Genomic DNA, 16,814 nt, shown 5'->3' with positions numbered 1-16,814 from the left:
AAAGCGGCCAGCCATGCGCGTCTACGTCCCCCTGACCCTCTCCGGTCTCGCCGAGGCGTACAAGACGGGGGAGCTGGCGGCGGGACCGGTCGTCGCGTACGCCGTCACGCCCGCGTTGCGCGAGTGGTACCTCTCCGACGACATCGAGGAACTCGAGTACGCGGCGCTGAACCGGGCCGCGCTGGCTTCGCTGCGGCTGCTCACGGGGGAGCCGGGGGCCGTGCGGCGGCGGGTGGTCGTCGCGGTCGACGTTCCCGACCGGGCCGCGGTCGCCGATCCCGACCGGGGACTCGATCCGGTGGCGCTCGGTGAGGTGCGGGTGTCGGGGCCCGTGGCCCTGTCCAAGGCGGCCGCGGTGCACGTGGACGCCGATGACGCCGGGGAGGACGTCTCGGCCGCCGTGGACGCGCTCGGGGCGGCCGATCACGGGGACGACGACGCGCAGTTCATCGTGGACGGGGCCGAGGACCACGAGTTGTTGTGGTTCGCGACGCAGGAGATCCCCAACCTGGTGGGGCTGGAGGACTGAGCCTGCGCCGAGGGGCGTTGTCAGCGCGGGCGGGTAGTTTCTTGGTATGGGGAAGCAGGGCGCAGCAGCGCACATCGTGTGGGACTGGAACGGGACGCTGTTCCACGACAACGCCGCGATCATCGGAGCGACGAACGCGGCGTTCGCCGAGTTGGGGTTGGAGCCGCTCACGCTCGAGCGGTACCGGGAGTTGTACTGCGTGCCGGTGCCGAAGTTCTACGAGCGGCTGATGGGGCGGCTGCCGACCGATGCCGAGTGGGAGGTCATGGACGACACCTTTCATCGGTACTACGCGGAGCACCGCGTGACGTGCGAGCTCACCGAGGGGGCGTCGACCTTGCTCGCGGACTGGCGGTCGGCGGGGCGCAGCCAGTCGCTGTTGAGCATGTATGTGCACGAGGAACTGGTGCCGCTGGTCAGGGGGTTCGGGATCGAGCCGCACTTCGTGCGCGTGGAGGGGCGGGTCGGGCCGTCCGGCGGCAGCAAGGCCGAGCACATGGTGCGCCACATAGGCTCGCTCGCCGGCGTGGACCCGGAGCGCACGGTGGTGATCGGGGACGCCGCCGACGACGCGGTGGCCGCGCTGCACGTGGGGGCGCGCGCCGTGCTCTACACCGGCGGTTCGCACAGTCGCGCGAGCCTCGAAGGGGTCGGCGTGCCCGTGGTGGACAGCCTGGAGGAGGCGGTCGAGGAGGCCGAGCGACTGATGGCGGCGTAGGCCTGCCGTCCGCGCTCGCTGCGCGGGGTGTGCGGCGGCGCCCGGGGTGTGCGGCGCCCCTCGCCGGCGGGGCAGCCGCGTACCCGGCTCAGATCTCGCCGGTGCCGAGCCGCGTACCCGGCCGCCCCCCCGCGTCACCGCCCCCGAGCCGTTCAGCCCACCGGTGCCTTCGCCCTCAGTACCTTGAGGAACTCGCGCATCCAGGCCGGGTGGTCCGGCCAGGCGCGGGCGGACACGAGGGTGCCGTCGACCACCGCCTCCGCGTCCTGGAAGGTCGCTCCGGCGGCCTGCATGTCCAGTTCCAGTGCCGGGTACGCGGTGACGCGGCGGCCGCTCAGGGCGTCGGCGGCGGCCGTGAGGAGCGGGCCGTGGCAGATCTGGGCCACGGGCTTGTCGGCGTCGAAGAAGGACTTGAGGATCTTGCGGAGTTCGGGGTCGTTGCGGAGGTACTCGGGCGCGCGGCCGCCCGGGATCACCAGGGCGGCGTACTGGCCGGGGTCGACCTCGGAGAACGCGAGGTCGGCGGGCCAGGTGTAGCCGGGCTTCTCCGTGTACGTGTCGAAACCGGGTTCGAAGTCGTGGACCACGAAGCGGAGCTGCTTGCGGGTGGGGGCCGCGATATGGACCTCGTAGCCCTCCTCGCGCAGGCGCTGGTAGGGGTACAGGACCTCCAGTGATTCCGCCGCGTCGCCGGTGACCATCAGGATCTTCGGTGTCATGTCGGTGCCGCTCCCTTCGGTGGAGCTTCGGTGGAGCTTCAGCGGGCCTGGTGGGTCCCAGGAGCCCCAGCCGGACCCCGGTGGCCCCAGCGGGTCCCAACGGGACTTCAGAAGGACTTCAGCGGGCCCCAGCTCTATTCCGCCTCTGCCCCACCGTCCTCGTCAACGTGGTGCCGCAGGAGAGGGTTACCGGAGGACTGCACGTTCCCGTCCCTTTCGTCCCTGTGCATACTGTCAAAGTTCCACCCCCGGTTTTGTACACATACGGCTCATGACGGGCCCCGGGTAGGGAGCGATAGCCTGGTGGCGTGATCAGCGCGATATCTCGCGGGGGCCCAGTTGCCCCTGCCTCGCGCCCGGAGCGCACGGACGACATCCGTGACCGGGCGGCGATCGCTGATCTTCATGGGCGGGACGGAGCGGCGACCGCGGCAAGCACCAGCGGAAACGCGGGCGCAAGCGGAATCGCGAGCGTTCTCCGTAGGCCGCGGACACCCCGGGGACGGACGACGCAGAGATCAGCGTCACAGTCGCCGAGGGCGCCGAGAATGGCCGATACCCCCCCACTCATCTCTCCATGCGGCATAGCGTCGGACCAGACCGGACACCCCGCGTCACGGCGTTACGTCGGAGAAGAGACCGTACTTCCTTCTACGTCACGCAACGGCGCGCGACAGGAGCCAGAGGACAATGCAGACCAAGCTGGACGAAGCCAAGGCCGAGCTGCTCGAGAGGGCTGCCCGGGTAGCTGAGAACAGCCCGGTCGGGGGGCACCTACCGACTGGGACGACGAGCGAGGGCACTCCGGACAAGGACACCGTGCTCGCGTTCCTCCAGCGCTACTACCTGCACACCGCACCGGAGGACCTGACCGACCGCGACCCGGTCGATGTCTTCGGAGCCGCCTTCTCCCACTACCGACTGGCCGAGAACCGCCCCCAGGGCACGGCCAACGTCCGAGTGCACACGCCCACCGTCGAGGAGAACGGCTGGACCTGCAGCCACTCCGTCGTCGAGGTCGTGACCGACGACATGCCCTTCCTCGTCGACTCGGTCACCAACGAGCTGTCCCGCCAGAGCCGCGGCATCCACGTCGTCATCCACCCGCAGTTCGTCGTACGGCGCGATCTGACCGGCGAACTCATCGAGGTGCTGCCCGACCGCCCCACCATCGAGGGACTGCCGCACGACGCGCACGTCGAGTCCTGGATCCACGTCGAGATCGACCGTGAGACCGACCGCGCCGACCTGAAGCAGATCACCGCCGATCTGCTGCGCGTCCTGTCCGACGTCCGCGAGGCCGTCGAGGACTGGGAGAAGATGCGTGACGCCGCGCTGCGCATCGCCGAGGAACTGCCTACCGAGCCGACCGCCGACGACCTGCGCGACCAGGAGGTCGAGGAGGCCCGTGAGCTGCTGCGCTGGCTCTCGGACGACCACTTCACCTTCCTGGGGTTCCGCGAGTACGAGCTGCGCGACGACGACTCGCTGGCCGCCGTCCCCGGCACCGGACTCGGCATCCTGCGCTCCGACCCGCAGCACGGCGGTGACGACAGTCACCCGGTCAGCCCGTCCTTCGAGCGGCTGCCCGCCGACGCCCGCGCCAAGGCCCGTGAGCACAAGCTGCTCGTCCTCACCAAGGCCAACAGCCGCGCCACCGTGCACCGGCCGTCCTACCTCGACTACATCGGTGTGAAGAAGTTCGACGCCGAGGGCAACGTCGTCGGCGAGCGGCGCTTCCTGGGCCTGTTCTCCTCGGCCGCGTACACCGAGTCCGTGCGCCGTGTCCCCGTGGTCCGCCGCAAGGTCGAGGAGGTCCTCAAGGGCGCGGGCTTCTCGCCCAACAGCCACGACGGGCGCGACCTGCTCCAGATCCTGGAGACCTACCCCCGCGACGAGCTCTTCCAGACGCCCGCCGACGAGCTGCGTTCGATCGTCACCAGCGTCCTCTACCTCCAGGAACGGCGCCGGTTGCGCCTCTACCTGCGCCAGGACGAGTACGGCCGCTACTACTCGGCCCTCGTCTACCTCCCGCGCGACCGCTACACCACCGGGGTGCGCCTCAGGATCATCGACATCCTGAAGGAGGAGCTGAACGGCACCAGCGTCGACTTCACCGCCTGGAACACCGAGTCGATCCTCTCCCGACTGCACTTCGTGGTCCGGGTCCCGCAGGGCACCGAACTGACACAGCTCAGCGACGCCGACAAGGACAGGCTCGAGGTGCGGCTCGTCGAGGCCGCCCGCTCCTGGGCCGACGGTTTCGCCGAGGCGCTGAACGCCGAGTGCGGCGAGGAGCGCGCGGCCGAGCTGCTGCGCCGCTACGGCAGCGCCTTCCCCGAGGGCTACAAGGCCGACCACACCCCGCGTGCCGCGGTCGCCGACCTGGTCCACCTGGAGAAGCTCGCCCGCGACCGCAGCAAGGACTTCGCGCTCAGCCTGTACGAGCCGGTCGGCGCCGGTCCCGGCGAGCGTCGCTTCAAGATCTACCGCACCGGCGAGCAGGTCTCCCTCTCGGCGGTCCTGCCGGCCCTCAACCGCATGGGCGTCGAGGTCACCGACGAGCGCCCGTACGAGCTGCGCTGCTCGGACCGTACGACGGCCTGGATCTACGACTTCGGGCTGCGCCTGCCCAAGTCCCTGAACGGCAACGGCGACTACCTCGGCGACGACGGCCGTGAGCGCTTCCAGGAGGCCTTCGCCGCCACCTGGACCGGCGAGGCCGAGAACGACGGCTTCAACGCCCTCGTGCTGAGCGCCGGGCTGTCCTGGCGGCAGGCGATGGTGCTGCGCGCGTACGCCAAGTACCTGCGCCAGGCGGGCTCCACCTTCAGCCAGGACTACATGGAGGACACCCTCCGAAACAATGTCCACACCACCCGGCTGCTGGTCTCGCTCTTCGAGGCGCGGATGTCGCCGGAGCGCCAGCACGCGGGTGTCGAGCTGACCGACGCGCTGATGGAGGAGCTGGACGCCGCTCTCGACCAGGTGGCCAGCCTGGACGAGGACCGGATCCTGCGCTCCTTCCTCACCCTCATCAAGGCGACCCTGCGCACCAACTTCTTCCAGGAGGCGCTGGGCGGCAAGCCGCACGAGTACGTCTCCATGAAGTTCGACCCGCAGGCCATTCCGGACCTGCCGGCGCCGCGACCGGCGTACGAGATCTGGGTGTACTCGCCGAAGGTGGAGGGCGTGCACCTGCGCTTCGGCAAGGTCGCGCGCGGTGGTCTGCGCTGGTCCGACCGGCGTGAGGACTTCCGGACGGAGATCCTGGGCCTGGTCAAGGCGCAGATGGTGAAGAACACCGTCATCGTGCCCGTCGGCGCCAAGGGCGGCTTCGTCGCCAAGCAGCTGCCCGACCCGTCCGTGGACCGCGACGCCTGGCTCGCGGAGGGCATCCGCAGCTACCGGACCTTCATCTCGGCGCTGCTCGACATCACCGACAACCTGGTCGCCGGTGCGGTCGTGCCCCCGGTGGACGTGGTCCGGCACGACGGGGAGGACACCTATCTCGTCGTCGCCGCCGACAAGGGCACCGCGACCTTCTCCGACATCGCCAACGAGGTCGCCGAGAGCTACAACTTCTGGCTCGGGGACGCCTTCGCCTCCGGCGGCTCGGCCGGATACGACCACAAGAAGATGGGCATCACCGCGCGCGGTGCCTGGGAGTCCGTGAAGCGGCACTTCCGGGAGCTGGGCGTCAACACCCAGACCGAGGACTTCACCGTCGTCGGCGTCGGTGACATGTCCGGTGACGTGTTCGGCAACGGCATGCTGCTCTCCGAGCACATCCGCGTGGTCGCCGCCTTCGACCACCGGCACATCTTCCTCGACCCGACCCCGGACGCGGAGACCTCGTACGCCGAGCGGCGGCGCCTCTTCGAGCTGCCGCGCTCGTCCTGGGCCGACTACAACACCGAGCTGATCTCGGCCGGCGGCGGGGTCTTCCCGCGGACCGCGAAGGCGATCCCGGTCAACGCGCACGTCCGCGAGGCGCTCGGCATCGAGGCCGGTGTCATGAAGATGACCCCGGCCGACCTGATGAAGGCGATCCTGCGGGCGCCGGTCGACCTGTTGTGGAACGGCGGCATCGGTACGTACGTCAAGTCGTCCGCCGAGTCCCACGCGGACGTCGGCGACAAGGCCAACGACGCCATCCGCGTCGACGGCGCCGACCTGCGCGTCAAGGTCGTCGGCGAGGGCGGCAACCTCGGTCTGACCCAGCTGGGCCGGATCGAGTTCGCGCAGCACGGCGGCAAGATCAACACCGACGCGATCGACAACAGCGCGGGCGTGGACACCTCCGACCACGAGGTGAACATCAAGATCCTGCTCAACGCGGTCGTGAGCAACGGCGATCTGACGGTCAAGCAGCGCAACAAGCTGCTCGCCGAGATGACCGACGAGGTCGGCGCCCTGGTCCTGCGCAACAACTACGCGCAGAACGTGGCGATCGCCAACGCGCTGGCCCAGTCGCCGAGCATGCTCCACGCCCAGCAGCGCTTCCTGCGCTTCCTGGTCAGGGAGGGCCACCTCGACCGGGCGCTGGAGTTCCTGCCCAACGAGCGGCAGATCCGTGAGCGGCTCAACTCCGGGCAGGGTTTGACCGGTCCGGAGACGGCCGTGCTCCTCGCGTACACGAAGATCACGGTCTCCGACGAGCTGCTCGCCACCTCGCTGCCGGACGACCCGTATCTGCAGAGCCTGCTGTTCGCGTACTTCCCCACCGCGCTGCGTGAGAAGTTCCGCGAGCAGATCGAGGCGCACGCGCTGCGCCGTGAGATCGTGACGACCGTCCTGGTCAACGACACGGTCAACACGGGTGGTACGAGCTTCCTGCACCGCCTCCGTGAGGAGACGGGCGCGTCCCTGGAGGAGATCGTCCGGGCGCAGACCGCGGCCCGCGCGATCTTCGAGTCGAGCAAGGTGTGGGACGCGGTGGAGGCGCTCGACAATGTCGTCGCCGCCGACGTCCAGACCAGGATCCGGCTGCACTCGCGCCGTCTCGTCGAGCGGGGCACGCGCTGGCTGCTCAACAACCGGCCGCAGCCGCTCCAGCTCGCCGAGAACATCTCCTTCTTCCGCGAGGGGGTCGCGCAGGTCTGGGGCGAGCTGCCCAAGCTGCTGCGCGGTGCGGACCTGGAGTGGTACCAGCAGATCTTCGAGGAGCTGACGGGCGCCGGCGTCCCCGAGGAGCTGGCCACGCACGTGGCCGGGTTCTCCTCGGCCTTCCCGACGCTGGACATCGTCGCGGTGGCCGACCGCACCGGCAAGAACCCGATGTCCGTCGCCGAGGTCTACTACGACCTCGCCGACCGCCTGAACATCACCCAGCTCATGGACCGCATCATCGAGCTCCCGCGTGCCGACCGCTGGCAGTCCATGGCCCGCGCCTCGATCCGCGAGGACCTGTACGCGGCCCACGCGGCGCTCACCGCGGACGTGCTCGCCGTCGGCAACGGCACCTCGACCCCGGAGCAGCGCTTCAAGGCCTGGGAGGAGAAGAACGCGGCGATCCTGGGCCGCGCCCGCACCACCCTGGAGGAGATCCAGACCTCGGACTCGTTCGATCTGGCGAACCTGTCGGTGGCGATGCGCACGATGCGGACGCTGCTGCGGACGCACTCGTAGATCGCGGTGACGCGCGCGTGGGTCGAGGTGACCCACGCGTAGGTCACCTCCTGGGTGCGCTTGACCCAATCGTGAGTGCACTTGTTTCACTCGATCGGATGTACATCGACGGGGCAGCCCCGGCCGGGATGGCCGGGGCTGCCCCTGTTTGTGCAGGTAGGCGCAAGCGCCTTGGCCGCCCTCTTGCCTCGCTCTTGCGGATCTCTCGGGGAAACCGGAACTGGAATTTACCTATTGCTGATAAAAGGGACAATTGTGACTGTGAACCTCTCCGAGGGGCGGGCCCGTGTAGGCCGACAGGCCCCCGCACCGCCCCAGCCCGCGTCAGCCGCCACTCCTCCCGGGGCGATCGAAAGGACCCGGCGGATCGTCCTCGAAGTGGTGAAGTTCGGAGCCGTCGGCGGTAGCGGTATCGCAGTCAACTTCCTGGTCTTCAACCTTCTCCTGCACGGTCTGAAGTGGGCCCCGATGGCCGCCACGGTCATCGCCAGCTGTGTCGCCATGGGCAGCAACTACCTCGGCTTCCGCTTCTTCGCCTACCGTGACCGGGCCTCGCGCACCCGGCGCCAGATCGCCCTGTTCTTCGCCTTCAGCGGCATCGGCGTCATCATGGAGAGTGCGCTGTTCTACGTCGGTTACCACGGTCTGGGCATGGACACCCCGCTCGGATCCAACCTGGCCAAGGCGCTGTCGATCGTGCTGGCCTCGGCGTTCCGTTTCCTCGTGTACCGCACCTGGGTGTTCGAACAGGTGAAACACAGCCGCTAGACAGCCGCTCGCGCCCCCTTTGCGGGCGATCGGTATCCACCTAGGTGATACGCAAACGGACTAGATCGCCTAGGTTGGACCATCAGGAATGTCTAGCATTAATGGGATGAGTGTGGATCACCCCTGCCCGCCAGCAGAAACAGCAGCCGTGCCCGCCGTGTCCGTGGTCGTGATCGTCTACAACGACGCGTCCCGGCTGACGACGGCCGTGCGCTCCGTTCTCGACCAGACCCTGCGCGGTGTCGAGGTCGTCATCGTCGACGACCGCAGCACGGACGGCTCCTACGACGTGGCACAGCGACTGGCCGCCGCGCACCCGGACCGGGTCCGGGCCTTCCGGCTGCCCGAGAACAGCGGCGGCTGCGGCGCCCCCCGCAACCACGGCATCCAGCAGGCCCGCGGCGACTACGTCCTCTTCCTCGACAGTGACGACGTCCTGGAGCGCAATGCCTGCCGCAACATGCTGGAGGCCGCCGAGTCCACCGGCGCGGACCTCGTCTCGGGCCTGTGCGTGCGTGTGCACGTGGACTCGCGCACCGGCAAGGAGGTCAAGTGGTACCCCTGGCTGTACGACCGCACCCGCACCCTGGAGTCCATCTCCGAGCTGCCCGACCTGCTGGTCTTCGACACGCTGTCGACGAACAAGTGCTACCGCAGGCAGTTCCTGCTCGATGAGGGCCTTGAGTTCCCGGTCGGCATCCACTACGAGGACCTGCTGTTCTCCGCGCAGGCCTACGTGGCCGCCCGCCGCATCACGCTCATCCCGAACCGGGTGTACGAGTGGCGGATCGTGGACAAGCCGAAGACGGCCGTGAAGTCCATCAGCAACCGGCGTGACGAGATCGCCAACTTCACCCACCGCATGGAGATCCACCGCCGGGTCGACCAGCTCCTGGCCGACCACGGCCTGCTGGAGCTGAAGTTCGCCAAGGACGTCAAGTGGCTCAAGCACGACCTGGTGCTGCACCTGCGCGAGCTGCCCTTCCGTGACGAGACCTACCGCCAGGAGTTCGCGCAGATCGCGCGCACCTACCTGGAGTCGATCGACCGCATCGCCTTCGACGAGATCGAGCCGATCCACGCCATCTGCGCGTACCTCCTCCACGAGGCCGACTGGGACAACCTGCTGCCCGCCGTGGACACGCTCAGCAACCGCGACAAGATCTCCTCGCCGCTCGTCGAGCACGAGGGACGCGTGTACTGGTGCGCCGAGCACATCGAGCACGACGCCTTCGCCCGGCACGTCCTGGACGTCACCGAGCTCGGTTACCACACCAAGCCGGTCGAGAAGATGTTCCTGCGCAACGCGCTGACCGGATACGCGGAGGACGACGGCACCGTCCGGCTGGCCGGGCGCATCACCAACCCGCTCGGTGTGATCCCGCCCGACGCCCGGCTCTCCGCGCAGCTGGAGTTCTACGCCCGCCGTCCGGGCGTGCGCTTCCAGACCTTCCGCTTCCCGGTGGCCACCGTGCGGCACGAGGGCGAGGCCATCGTCTGGGAGACCTCGGCCGACCTCGCCAAGGGCCTGCGCCCGCTCGGCATCGTGGACGCGGTCTGGGACGTACGCCTCCACCTCGCCGTCGCCGGTGAGGGCGAGGGCGCGGGGACGGTCCGCACCACGACCCGGCTCACGGCCTCCGAGCCCGAGCTGGCCCAGGGGCACCTGCCCGTCCGGCCCCGCCTGACCCGGCTGGTCGCCGACCGCATCGAGCCCGAGGTCTCCTCCCGCGGCCACCTCTCCTTCCGGCTCGTGCCGGACAAGAAGGCCAACGCACTCGTCCAACGCGGTGTGCAGGGCCCGACCGGGCGGCTCGCCAAGATCGGCTACCGCAAGGCCAAGGCGCTGCGCAAGGAACTCGCCTCCGGGGACACCAAGCTCCGCGTCTACCACGACGTGTTCAGCCGCCTGCCCGTCAAGAAGGGCCTCGTCGTCTTCGAGAGCCACCTGGGCCGGCAGTACAGCGACAGCCCCAAGGCCATCTACGAGGAGATGCGTCGCCAGGGCCTCCAGTTCGAGGCCGTGTGGGCCTACGCGGACAGTCCCGAGGGCTTCCCGGACGACGCCACCCTCGTCCGCCGCTGGTCGCTGCAGTACCTCAAGACGCTCGCGCAGGCCGAGTACTGGGTCGACAACCAGAGCTACCCGCTGAAGGTCACCAAGCGGCCCGAGACGACGTACATCCAGACCTGGCACGGCTCGGCACTCAAGCGGATGGGCTTCGACGAGCCGGAGTGGAAGCTCAAGTCCCGCGAGGAGCAGGCCGAGCAGCAGCGCACCCTCGACCGCTTCGACCGCTTCCTGATCCGCTCCGAGCACGACGTGCGCACCCTCGCGCGGGCGTTCCGGCTCCAGGAGCGGACGCTGCTGCGGGTGGGCTACCCGCGCAACGACGCGCTCGTCCAGGCCAAGCAGCGCGAGGAGGACACCGGGCAGCGGGAGCGCGGCGCCCTGGCGGCCGAGTTCGGCATCCCGGAGGACAAGCAGATCCTGCTGTACGCGCCGACCTTCCGGCAGCGCGGCGGCAAGCGCCGGTTCGAGTTGCCCTTCGACGTGGAGCGCTTCGCCGACACCTTCGGCGACCGCTATGTCCTCCTGGTCCGCTCGCACTACCTCAACCACGTCGTGCTGCCGCCCTCCGTGCGCGGCCGGGTCATCGACGTGACGGACTACCACGACATGACCCCCCTGCTGGCGCTCGCCGACGGTCTGATCACCGACTACTCGTCCGTGATGTTCGACTACTCCCTCCTCGACCGCCCGATGTTCTTCTTCACGTACGACTACGACGAGTACGTGCACGAGGGCCGCGGAACCTACTTCGACCTGCTGGAGAGGGCCCCCGGCCCGGTCGTCCGCACCGAGGAAGAGTTGCACGCGGTCCTGGACTCGCTGGAGGAGCAGAAGGTGAAGTACGCGGCCCCGCGCGAGCGGTTCGTCGCCGACTTCGGCGAGTTCGACCAGGGCAACGCCGCGCAGAGCATCGTCGACCAGTTCTTCTCCCAGTGGAGGCGCGCGTGACCGCGTACAGCGAGCGGGACGTCTTCTTCGTCTCCAACAGCGTCGACGAGCTCGGCGGCGTGACCAGCTGGTCGCACCAGATGGCCCGGCTGTTCACCGAGCGCGGCCACCGCGTCCACGTCATCGGCATCACCGAGCCCGCGGTCGTCCAGGAGCTCGGCGAACTCCCTTACCCCACCACGACGTTGTACGACGTCCACCCGCCGCGTGTGGGCTCCGCGCGCGGCATCAAGGGGCGGCTCAACGTCGCCGAGCGCAGGCTGCGTGCCGAACGGGCCACCGGAATGCGCGAGCAGGCCGCCAAGCTGACCCGGCTGTTCCAGGCCGCGCGGCCCGGCGCCGTCGTGATCGTCACGCAGGTGTGGGCGATGGAGTGGGTGGAGCTCGCCGACACCACGGGCCTGACCGTCATCGGCATGAGCCACGAGTCCTTCGCGTACTCGAAGGCGACCTCGCGCTTCGGGCGGGTGCAGAAGCACTACAAGGACGTCGACCGGATGCTCGCGCTCACCCGCGAGGACGCCGACCTGTGGATCCGCCAGGGCCTCGACAACGCGTCCTTCATGCCGAACCCGATCCCCTTCATGCCCGAGGTGCCTTCCTCGCGGACCGAGAACGTCGTCGTCAGCGTCGGCCGGCTCTCGGACCAGAAGGGCATCGACATGCTCCTCGACACCTGGGCCGAGGTGGCGCCCCGCCATCCCGACTGGACCTTGCGGATCTTCGGCTCCGGCGAGGACGAGGAGATGCTCAAGAAGCAGTGCACCGCCCTCGGCCTCGACGACTCCGTCGAGTGGATGGGCCGTACCAGCGACGTACCCGGCGCCCTGCGCGGCGGCTCCGTCTTCGTCCTGTCCTCCCGCGGCGAGGGCTTCCCCCTCGCCCTCATGGAGGCCATGGCGACCGCCCTGCCGTGTGCCGCCTTCGACTGCGCGCCCGGCGTGCACGAGATCATCCAGGACGGCGAGGACGGTCTCCTCGCGGCCCTGGGCAACACCGGCGAACTGGCCCGCCGCCTCGACACCCTGATGTCCGACAAGGACCTGCGCGACCGCATGGGCGAGGCGGCCCGCGTCAACATCCAGCGCTACACGACGGGCGAGATCGTCCGCAGGTGGGAAGACCTCTTCACCTTCTTGGAGAGGTAGAGGCGAATTCGGTGGGCCGGTCGATTCCGGCCCACCGAGACGCGCCCCAAAGGGGCACGGGGAACTGCGCGCTCAGCCACGTACGACGCAGCCGACAGCACACAACTCCCCGCACCCCCTGAGTCCCCCTACTTCCCCGTGAACTTCTCGTACTCCCCGAGCACGTCCTCCGTGGGCCCGTCCATCCGCAGCACACCGCGCTCCAGCCAGAGCACGCGGTCGCAGGTGTCCCGGATCGACTTGTTGTTGTGGCTCACCAGGAACACGGTGCCCGCGTGCTTGCGCAGCTCCCGGATCCGCTCCTCGGAGCGCTTCTGGAAGGAGCGGTCTCCGGTGGCGAGGGCCTCGTCGATCATGAGGACGTCGTGGTCCTTGGCGGCCGCGATGGAGAAGCGCAGCCGCGCCGCCATGCCGGAGGAGTAGGTGCGCATCGGCAGGGTGATGAAGTCGCCCTTCTCGTTGATGCCCGAGAAGTCGACGATCTCCTGGTAGCGCTCCCTGACCTGCTCGCGGGACATACCCATGGCGAGCCCGCCGAGGTAGACGTTCCGCTCACCCGTGAGGTCGCTCATCAGGGCCGCGTTGACGCCGAGCAGCGAGGGCTGACCGTCGGTGTAGATCTTGCCGTTCTCCACGGGAAGGAGGCCGGCGACCGCCTTGAGCAGGGTGGACTTGCCCGAGCCGTTGGTGCCGATCAGACCGATGGCCTCGCCGCGGTAGGCGGTGAAGGACACGTCCTTGACGGCGTGCACCTTGCGTACGCCCGCGGCCTTCTCGGCCTGCTTGCGCCGCAGCATGCGGTTGAGCGCGGCGGTGGCGCTGCCCCGTCCCGCACCGGTGCCGTTGACCCGGTAGACGATGTCCACGTGGTCGGCGACGACGGTGGGGACGAGCGCCTCGGCGCTGCCGACCGCATCCTGGGGCCGGGCGTCCTGCGTGAGGGTGTCAGCCATGTCAGCCACGTCCGTACGTCTCCTCGGCCTTCCAGAAGTAGATGAAGCCGCCGACTCCGGCGAGCAGCGCCCAGCCGATCGCCAGCGCCCACACGTGGTGCGGCAGCTGGTGGGCGCCGAAGCTGTCGATCAGCGCGTAGCGCGTCAGGTCGATGTAGACGGCGGCCGGGTTGCTCTCCAGCGCGACCATCGCCCAGTGCGGCATGTTGCTGTGCTTGAGCGTCGAGGCGATGCTCCACATGACACCGGAGACGTACATCCAGGTGCGCAGCACGAACGGCATGAGCTGAGCGATGTCCGGCGTCTTGGCGCCCATCCGCGCCATGATCATCGCGACGCCCGCGTTGAAGACGAACTGCAGCGTCAGGATCGGCACGACGAGCAGCCACGACGTGCTCACCGGAATGCCGAAGCAGAGCAGGATGACGACCAGCGCGGCCATCGAGAACAGCAGCTGCTGGAGCTGCTGGATGGCGTACGACACCGGCAGCGCGGCCCGCGGGAAGTGCAGGGCTCGGACCAGGCCGAGGCTGCCGGAGATCGCCCGGGTGCCCGCCATGATCGAGCTCTGTGTGAAGGTCCAGATGAAGACACCGGTGACCAGGAACGGCACGAAGTCGCGCACGCCGTGCTTGGTGCCGAGCAGCACACCGAAGATGAAGTAGTAGACCGCCGCGTTCAGCAGCGGGTTCGCCACCTGCCAGACCTGGCCGAGCTTCGCCTGGCTGTACTGGGCGGTGAGCTTGGCCGTGGCGAAGGCGGTGATGAAGTGACGCCGTGCCCAGAGCTGGCGGACGTACTCCGGCAGGGTCGGGCGGGCGCCACTGACGGTGAGGCCGTACCGGGCGGCGAGCGCCGCGGGATCGTCGGTGGGGGATACCGACGTCGGCGGTGTGTGGAGGACCTGGCTCACATCCGCTGCTTTCGCTCGGGGGTGGGATGCGCGGGCCGTCCTTGACGTTTCTTAACTGCTGCTTTGCCAGCTTGTTACGTCGGGACGGGACCGTATCGTCGCAACGCGAGACTATGGCTTCTTGACGTCGGAACGCAACCGTTTCGTCGTCACGCCCTATGCTGAAGGCATGACGACGAACGCCGACACCACGAGTGCCGCCGCGAACGCGGGGAGTGCCGCCGGGAAGGCCCCGCGTCGTAGGGCTCCGGCGGGGGCGGCCGTGCTGCGCGAGGACGTGACCGAGGCGATCCGGGCCGCCGTCTTCGAGGAGCTCGCGGCCGTCGGCTACGCCCGGATGTCCATCGAGGGCATCGCGCGCCGCGCGGGCGTCGGCAAGACGGCGGTGTACCGGCGATGGCGTTCGAAGCTGCACCTGGTGCTCGACCTGGTCTCCGCCATAGCGGTCCAGGGACTGCCCGCCCCCGACACGGGCTCCCTGGAGGGCGACCTGCGCCTGCTGTACGAGGTCACCTCCCGTGCGCTGCGCCACCCCGTGGCCGGCCAGATCATCCCGGACCTCCAGGCGGAGGCGGCCCGCAACCCCGACATCGCGGACGCCATGCAGAAGGCGCTGCGGGAAGGCCAGCAGGGAGTGGCGAGCGGGATCGTCGCGGCGGCGGCCGCGCGGGGCGAGGTGCGCGAGGGGATCGACCAGGAACTCGCGCTCGACCTCATGTCGGGCCCGTTGTACTGGCGGGCGGTGGTGGTCCGCGGGCCCAAGCTGCCGAAGGGGTACCTGGCCAGCCTGGCCCGGGCCACGGCGGCGGCGCTGCGGGCGTTGTGAGGGCGCCTGTCCGACGGGCGGCGGGTTCACGCACCGGTCGAAGGCCCCTCAGGCGGCGTGCTGTCCCTCGTTGCGGCCCTTGAGGAGTGCGCTGCCCGCGCCGAGGGAGACGACTCCCATGCCGACCGCGGTCGCGACGCCCTGAGCGCCTTCGACGACGAACGGGGCGACCGCGGCGACGACGAGGTGGAACAGGAACAGGAACCAGAGGACCGGCGTCGACGACAGGAGCGCCTTCATGCGGATGTTTCCTTCCAGCGGGGCCTGGGGCGGCCTGTTTTCCGAGGCCAACGGGGTGTTTCCCGTTGAGATCAACTCTGCCGTCGCCTGATCGCCACCACGAGGGAGCGCCCTCCCGAACCTCTGGTGCAGGGGGCTACACCTCGCCACGGCGCCGTGACGACCCACTCGACACGCTCACGCCGCGCGAGCGCGAGGTCCTGAAGCCGATGGCCGAAGGCCGCGACAACACGACCATCGCCAAGACGCTGGTCGTCACGGAACGCCCGTCAGCCAACACATCGGCAACGCTGGGCCTGCCGCCGAGCGACAGCGGCCACCGCCGGGTGCTCGCGGTACTGGCGTACCTCAACAGGGACTCGTGAGCCGTACCCGGTACACACCGGGTACGCGTCGGCTCCCGGCGGCCGGCCCTCACCCCGCCAGCCGCCGGGCCAGGCCGACGAGTTCGGCCGCCCTCAGCACCCGCCCGCCGAACCCCGGCAACGGCACGTGCAGCGCCGCCACCCACGGCTCCGGAATCCCGCCCACCCCGTAGACGGCTCCGGCCAGCCCACCCGTGACGGCGGCGACCGTGTCCGTGTCGCCGCCGAGATCGACGGCGGCCCGCACGGCGTCCTCGTACGAGCCCGTGCTCCGCACCGCCCACAGGGCGGACCCGAGACAGGGCCACACCGCCCCGTTGAACTCTGTGGCCTGATCGGGGTGCCAGGCCTCAGCGAGAACGACGGCGTACCGAGCCCGGTGGTCGGGATGCACGGCCTCCAGGACATCCGGTACGGCGGTGCCCGGATCGCCGCCGTCGAGCGCGACCCGGATCAACTCGTGGAAGATCGCGGTGCCTTCCCACGCCGCGCGGTCGCCGTGGGTGAGCGCGGCGATCCGGCGGCCGGCCTCCATGGTGGCGTCCCGCCCCTGCCGCGCGAAGTACACGGCGGACGTGGCCGCCCGCATCAACGCCCCGTTCCCGGCCGCCCGTTGGCTGACCTGGAAGTGCAGGGCCGCGGCGAGGTCCCAGGGGTCTTTGCCGGTGAGCACGGCCTCGGTCTGCAGGCCGATGTCCTTGGGGTCGGCGGCGGCCCAGCGGCGGAATCTGCGGAAGATGTCGGGGAGTTCGAGGGCGTCGTGGTCCGTCAGGGACTCGCCGACCAGCACCGCCATCTGGGTGTCGTCGGTCGCCTCGCCCGGGTCCCAGCCGCCCCCTCCGCACATTTCCCCGCCCTGCCCGGCGGCGGGAAAGCGGGTCGAGAACGCCCCCTCGGGCCCGAACTCGAAGGGCGCGCCGAGGGCGTCCCCCACGGCGGAGCCGAGAACGGTGCCGACGGCGCGTTCCTGAGGGCGGGGCAT

General features: G+C 69.5%; 12 protein-coding genes and 1 pseudogene. 8 read left to right on the top strand and 5 right to left on the bottom strand.

Going from position 1 to position 16,814, the window contains the following annotated elements; all coding sequences use genetic code 11:
- The first annotated feature begins 13 nt into the window (after positions 1-13).
- Positions 14-529: a DUF6912 family protein gene (locus AAFF41_RS20270; RefSeq protein WP_343324371.1), complete on the top strand. Its 516-nt coding sequence runs from the start codon at positions 14-16 to the stop codon at positions 527-529.
- A gap of 46 nt (positions 530-575) precedes the next feature.
- Positions 576-1,247 carry an HAD family hydrolase gene (locus AAFF41_RS20265; RefSeq protein WP_054229600.1) on the top strand — a complete coding sequence of 224 codons (672 nt, stop codon included), beginning with the start codon at positions 576-578 and terminating at the stop codon, positions 1,245-1,247.
- A gap of 152 nt (positions 1,248-1,399) precedes the next feature.
- Here the strand turns inward: AAFF41_RS20265 and AAFF41_RS20260 are convergent, their stop codons facing one another.
- The gene (locus AAFF41_RS20260; protein ID WP_319747465.1) at positions 1,400-1,966 is read right to left on the bottom strand and encodes a DJ-1/PfpI family protein; all 567 of its coding nucleotides are present in this window, start codon (positions 1,964-1,966) and stop codon (positions 1,400-1,402) included.
- Between the two features lie 690 nt (positions 1,967-2,656).
- Between AAFF41_RS20260 and AAFF41_RS20255 the strand changes: the two genes are divergently transcribed.
- The 4 genes from AAFF41_RS20255 (at position 2,657) to AAFF41_RS20240 (ending at position 12,535) form a co-directional block, all read left to right on the top strand.
- Complete coding sequence (locus tag AAFF41_RS20255) at positions 2,657-7,597, top strand: NAD-glutamate dehydrogenase (RefSeq protein ID WP_319747467.1); 4,941 nt, start codon at positions 2,657-2,659, stop codon at positions 7,595-7,597.
- 378 nt (positions 7,598-7,975) lie between these two features.
- Positions 7,976-8,365 (top strand): GtrA family protein, encoded by a 390-nt coding sequence (locus AAFF41_RS20250; protein WP_319747469.1) that lies wholly within the window; start codon positions 7,976-7,978, stop codon positions 8,363-8,365.
- Positions 8,366-8,471: 106 nt separating this feature from the next.
- Positions 8,472-11,387 carry a bifunctional glycosyltransferase/CDP-glycerol:glycerophosphate glycerophosphotransferase gene (locus tag AAFF41_RS20245; RefSeq protein WP_343324370.1) on the top strand — a complete coding sequence of 972 codons (2,916 nt, stop codon included), beginning with the start codon at positions 8,472-8,474 and terminating at the stop codon, positions 11,385-11,387.
- Positions 11,384-12,535 carry a glycosyltransferase gene (locus tag AAFF41_RS20240; RefSeq protein ID WP_343324369.1) on the top strand — a complete coding sequence of 384 codons (1,152 nt, stop codon included), beginning with the start codon at positions 11,384-11,386 and terminating at the stop codon, positions 12,533-12,535. The genes AAFF41_RS20245 and AAFF41_RS20240 overlap by 4 nt, the downstream gene beginning before the upstream one ends.
- Before the next feature lie 128 nt (positions 12,536-12,663).
- Here AAFF41_RS20240 and AAFF41_RS20235 read toward each other — a convergent pair whose 3' ends face one another.
- Positions 12,664-13,488, bottom strand: a complete 825-nt coding sequence (locus AAFF41_RS20235; protein WP_343326320.1) for an ABC transporter ATP-binding protein — start codon at positions 13,486-13,488, stop codon at positions 12,664-12,666.
- A gap of 1 nt (position 13,489) precedes the next feature.
- Entirely contained in the window at positions 13,490-14,401 is a 912-nt protein-coding gene (locus AAFF41_RS20230; RefSeq protein ID WP_054229607.1) for an ABC transporter permease, read from the bottom strand.
- 169 nt (positions 14,402-14,570) lie between these two features.
- Between AAFF41_RS20230 and AAFF41_RS20225 the strand changes: the two genes are divergently transcribed.
- Positions 14,571-15,227, top strand: coding sequence for a TetR/AcrR family transcriptional regulator (locus tag AAFF41_RS20225; protein WP_225900326.1), 657 nt, complete (start codon positions 14,571-14,573; stop codon positions 15,225-15,227).
- A 48-nt stretch (positions 15,228-15,275) separates the two neighbouring features.
- Here AAFF41_RS20225 and AAFF41_RS20220 read toward each other — a convergent pair whose 3' ends face one another.
- Entirely contained in the window at positions 15,276-15,467 is a 192-nt protein-coding gene (locus AAFF41_RS20220; RefSeq protein ID WP_319747477.1) for a hypothetical protein, read from the bottom strand.
- Positions 15,468-15,616: 149 nt separating this feature from the next.
- Between AAFF41_RS20220 and AAFF41_RS20215 the strand changes: the two are divergent.
- Positions 15,617-15,832, top strand: a pseudogene (locus AAFF41_RS20215) (LuxR C-terminal-related transcriptional regulator); the annotation flags it as partial.
- A 49-nt stretch (positions 15,833-15,881) separates the two neighbouring features.
- Here AAFF41_RS20215 and AAFF41_RS20210 read toward each other — a convergent pair.
- Positions 15,882-16,814 (bottom strand): ADP-ribosylglycohydrolase family protein, encoded by a 933-nt coding sequence (locus AAFF41_RS20210; protein WP_319747479.1) that lies wholly within the window; start codon positions 16,812-16,814, stop codon positions 15,882-15,884.

The sequence above is a fragment of the Streptomyces mirabilis genome, from assembly GCF_039503195.1.
Taxonomy (GTDB): domain Bacteria; phylum Actinomycetota; class Actinomycetes; order Streptomycetales; family Streptomycetaceae; genus Streptomyces; species Streptomyces mirabilis_D.
The sequence above is the reverse complement of the archived record's forward strand: the minus strand, read 5'-3'. Positions and strand labels throughout refer to the sequence as shown.

Excerpts from the sequence above, each read along its gene's own strand:
- AAFF41_RS20270 (WP_343324371.1), top strand. The coding sequence starts at position 14 with ATGCGCGTCTACGTCCCCCTGACCCTCTCCGGTCTCGCCGAGGCGTAC.
- AAFF41_RS20265 (WP_054229600.1), top strand. The coding sequence starts at position 576 with ATGGGGAAGCAGGGCGCAGCAGCGCACATCGTGTGGGACTGGAACGGG.
- AAFF41_RS20260 (WP_319747465.1), bottom strand. The coding sequence starts at position 1,966 with ATGACACCGAAGATCCTGATGGTCACCGGCGACGCGGCGGAATCACTG.
- AAFF41_RS20255 (WP_319747467.1), top strand. The coding sequence starts at position 2,657 with ATGCAGACCAAGCTGGACGAAGCCAAGGCCGAGCTGCTCGAGAGGGCT.
- AAFF41_RS20245 (WP_343324370.1), top strand. The coding sequence starts at position 8,472 with ATGAGTGTGGATCACCCCTGCCCGCCAGCAGAAACAGCAGCCGTGCCC.
- AAFF41_RS20235 (WP_343326320.1), bottom strand. The coding sequence starts at position 13,488 with ATGGCTGACACCCTCACGCAGGACGCCCGGCCCCAGGATGCGGTCGGC.
- AAFF41_RS20225 (WP_225900326.1), top strand. The coding sequence starts at position 14,571 with ATGACGACGAACGCCGACACCACGAGTGCCGCCGCGAACGCGGGGAGT.
- AAFF41_RS20220 (WP_319747477.1), bottom strand. The coding sequence starts at position 15,467 with ATGAAGGCGCTCCTGTCGTCGACGCCGGTCCTCTGGTTCCTGTTCCTG.
- AAFF41_RS20210 (WP_319747479.1), bottom strand. The coding sequence starts at position 16,814 with ATGCCCCGCCCTCAGGAACGCGCCGTCGGCACCGTTCTCGGCTCCGCC.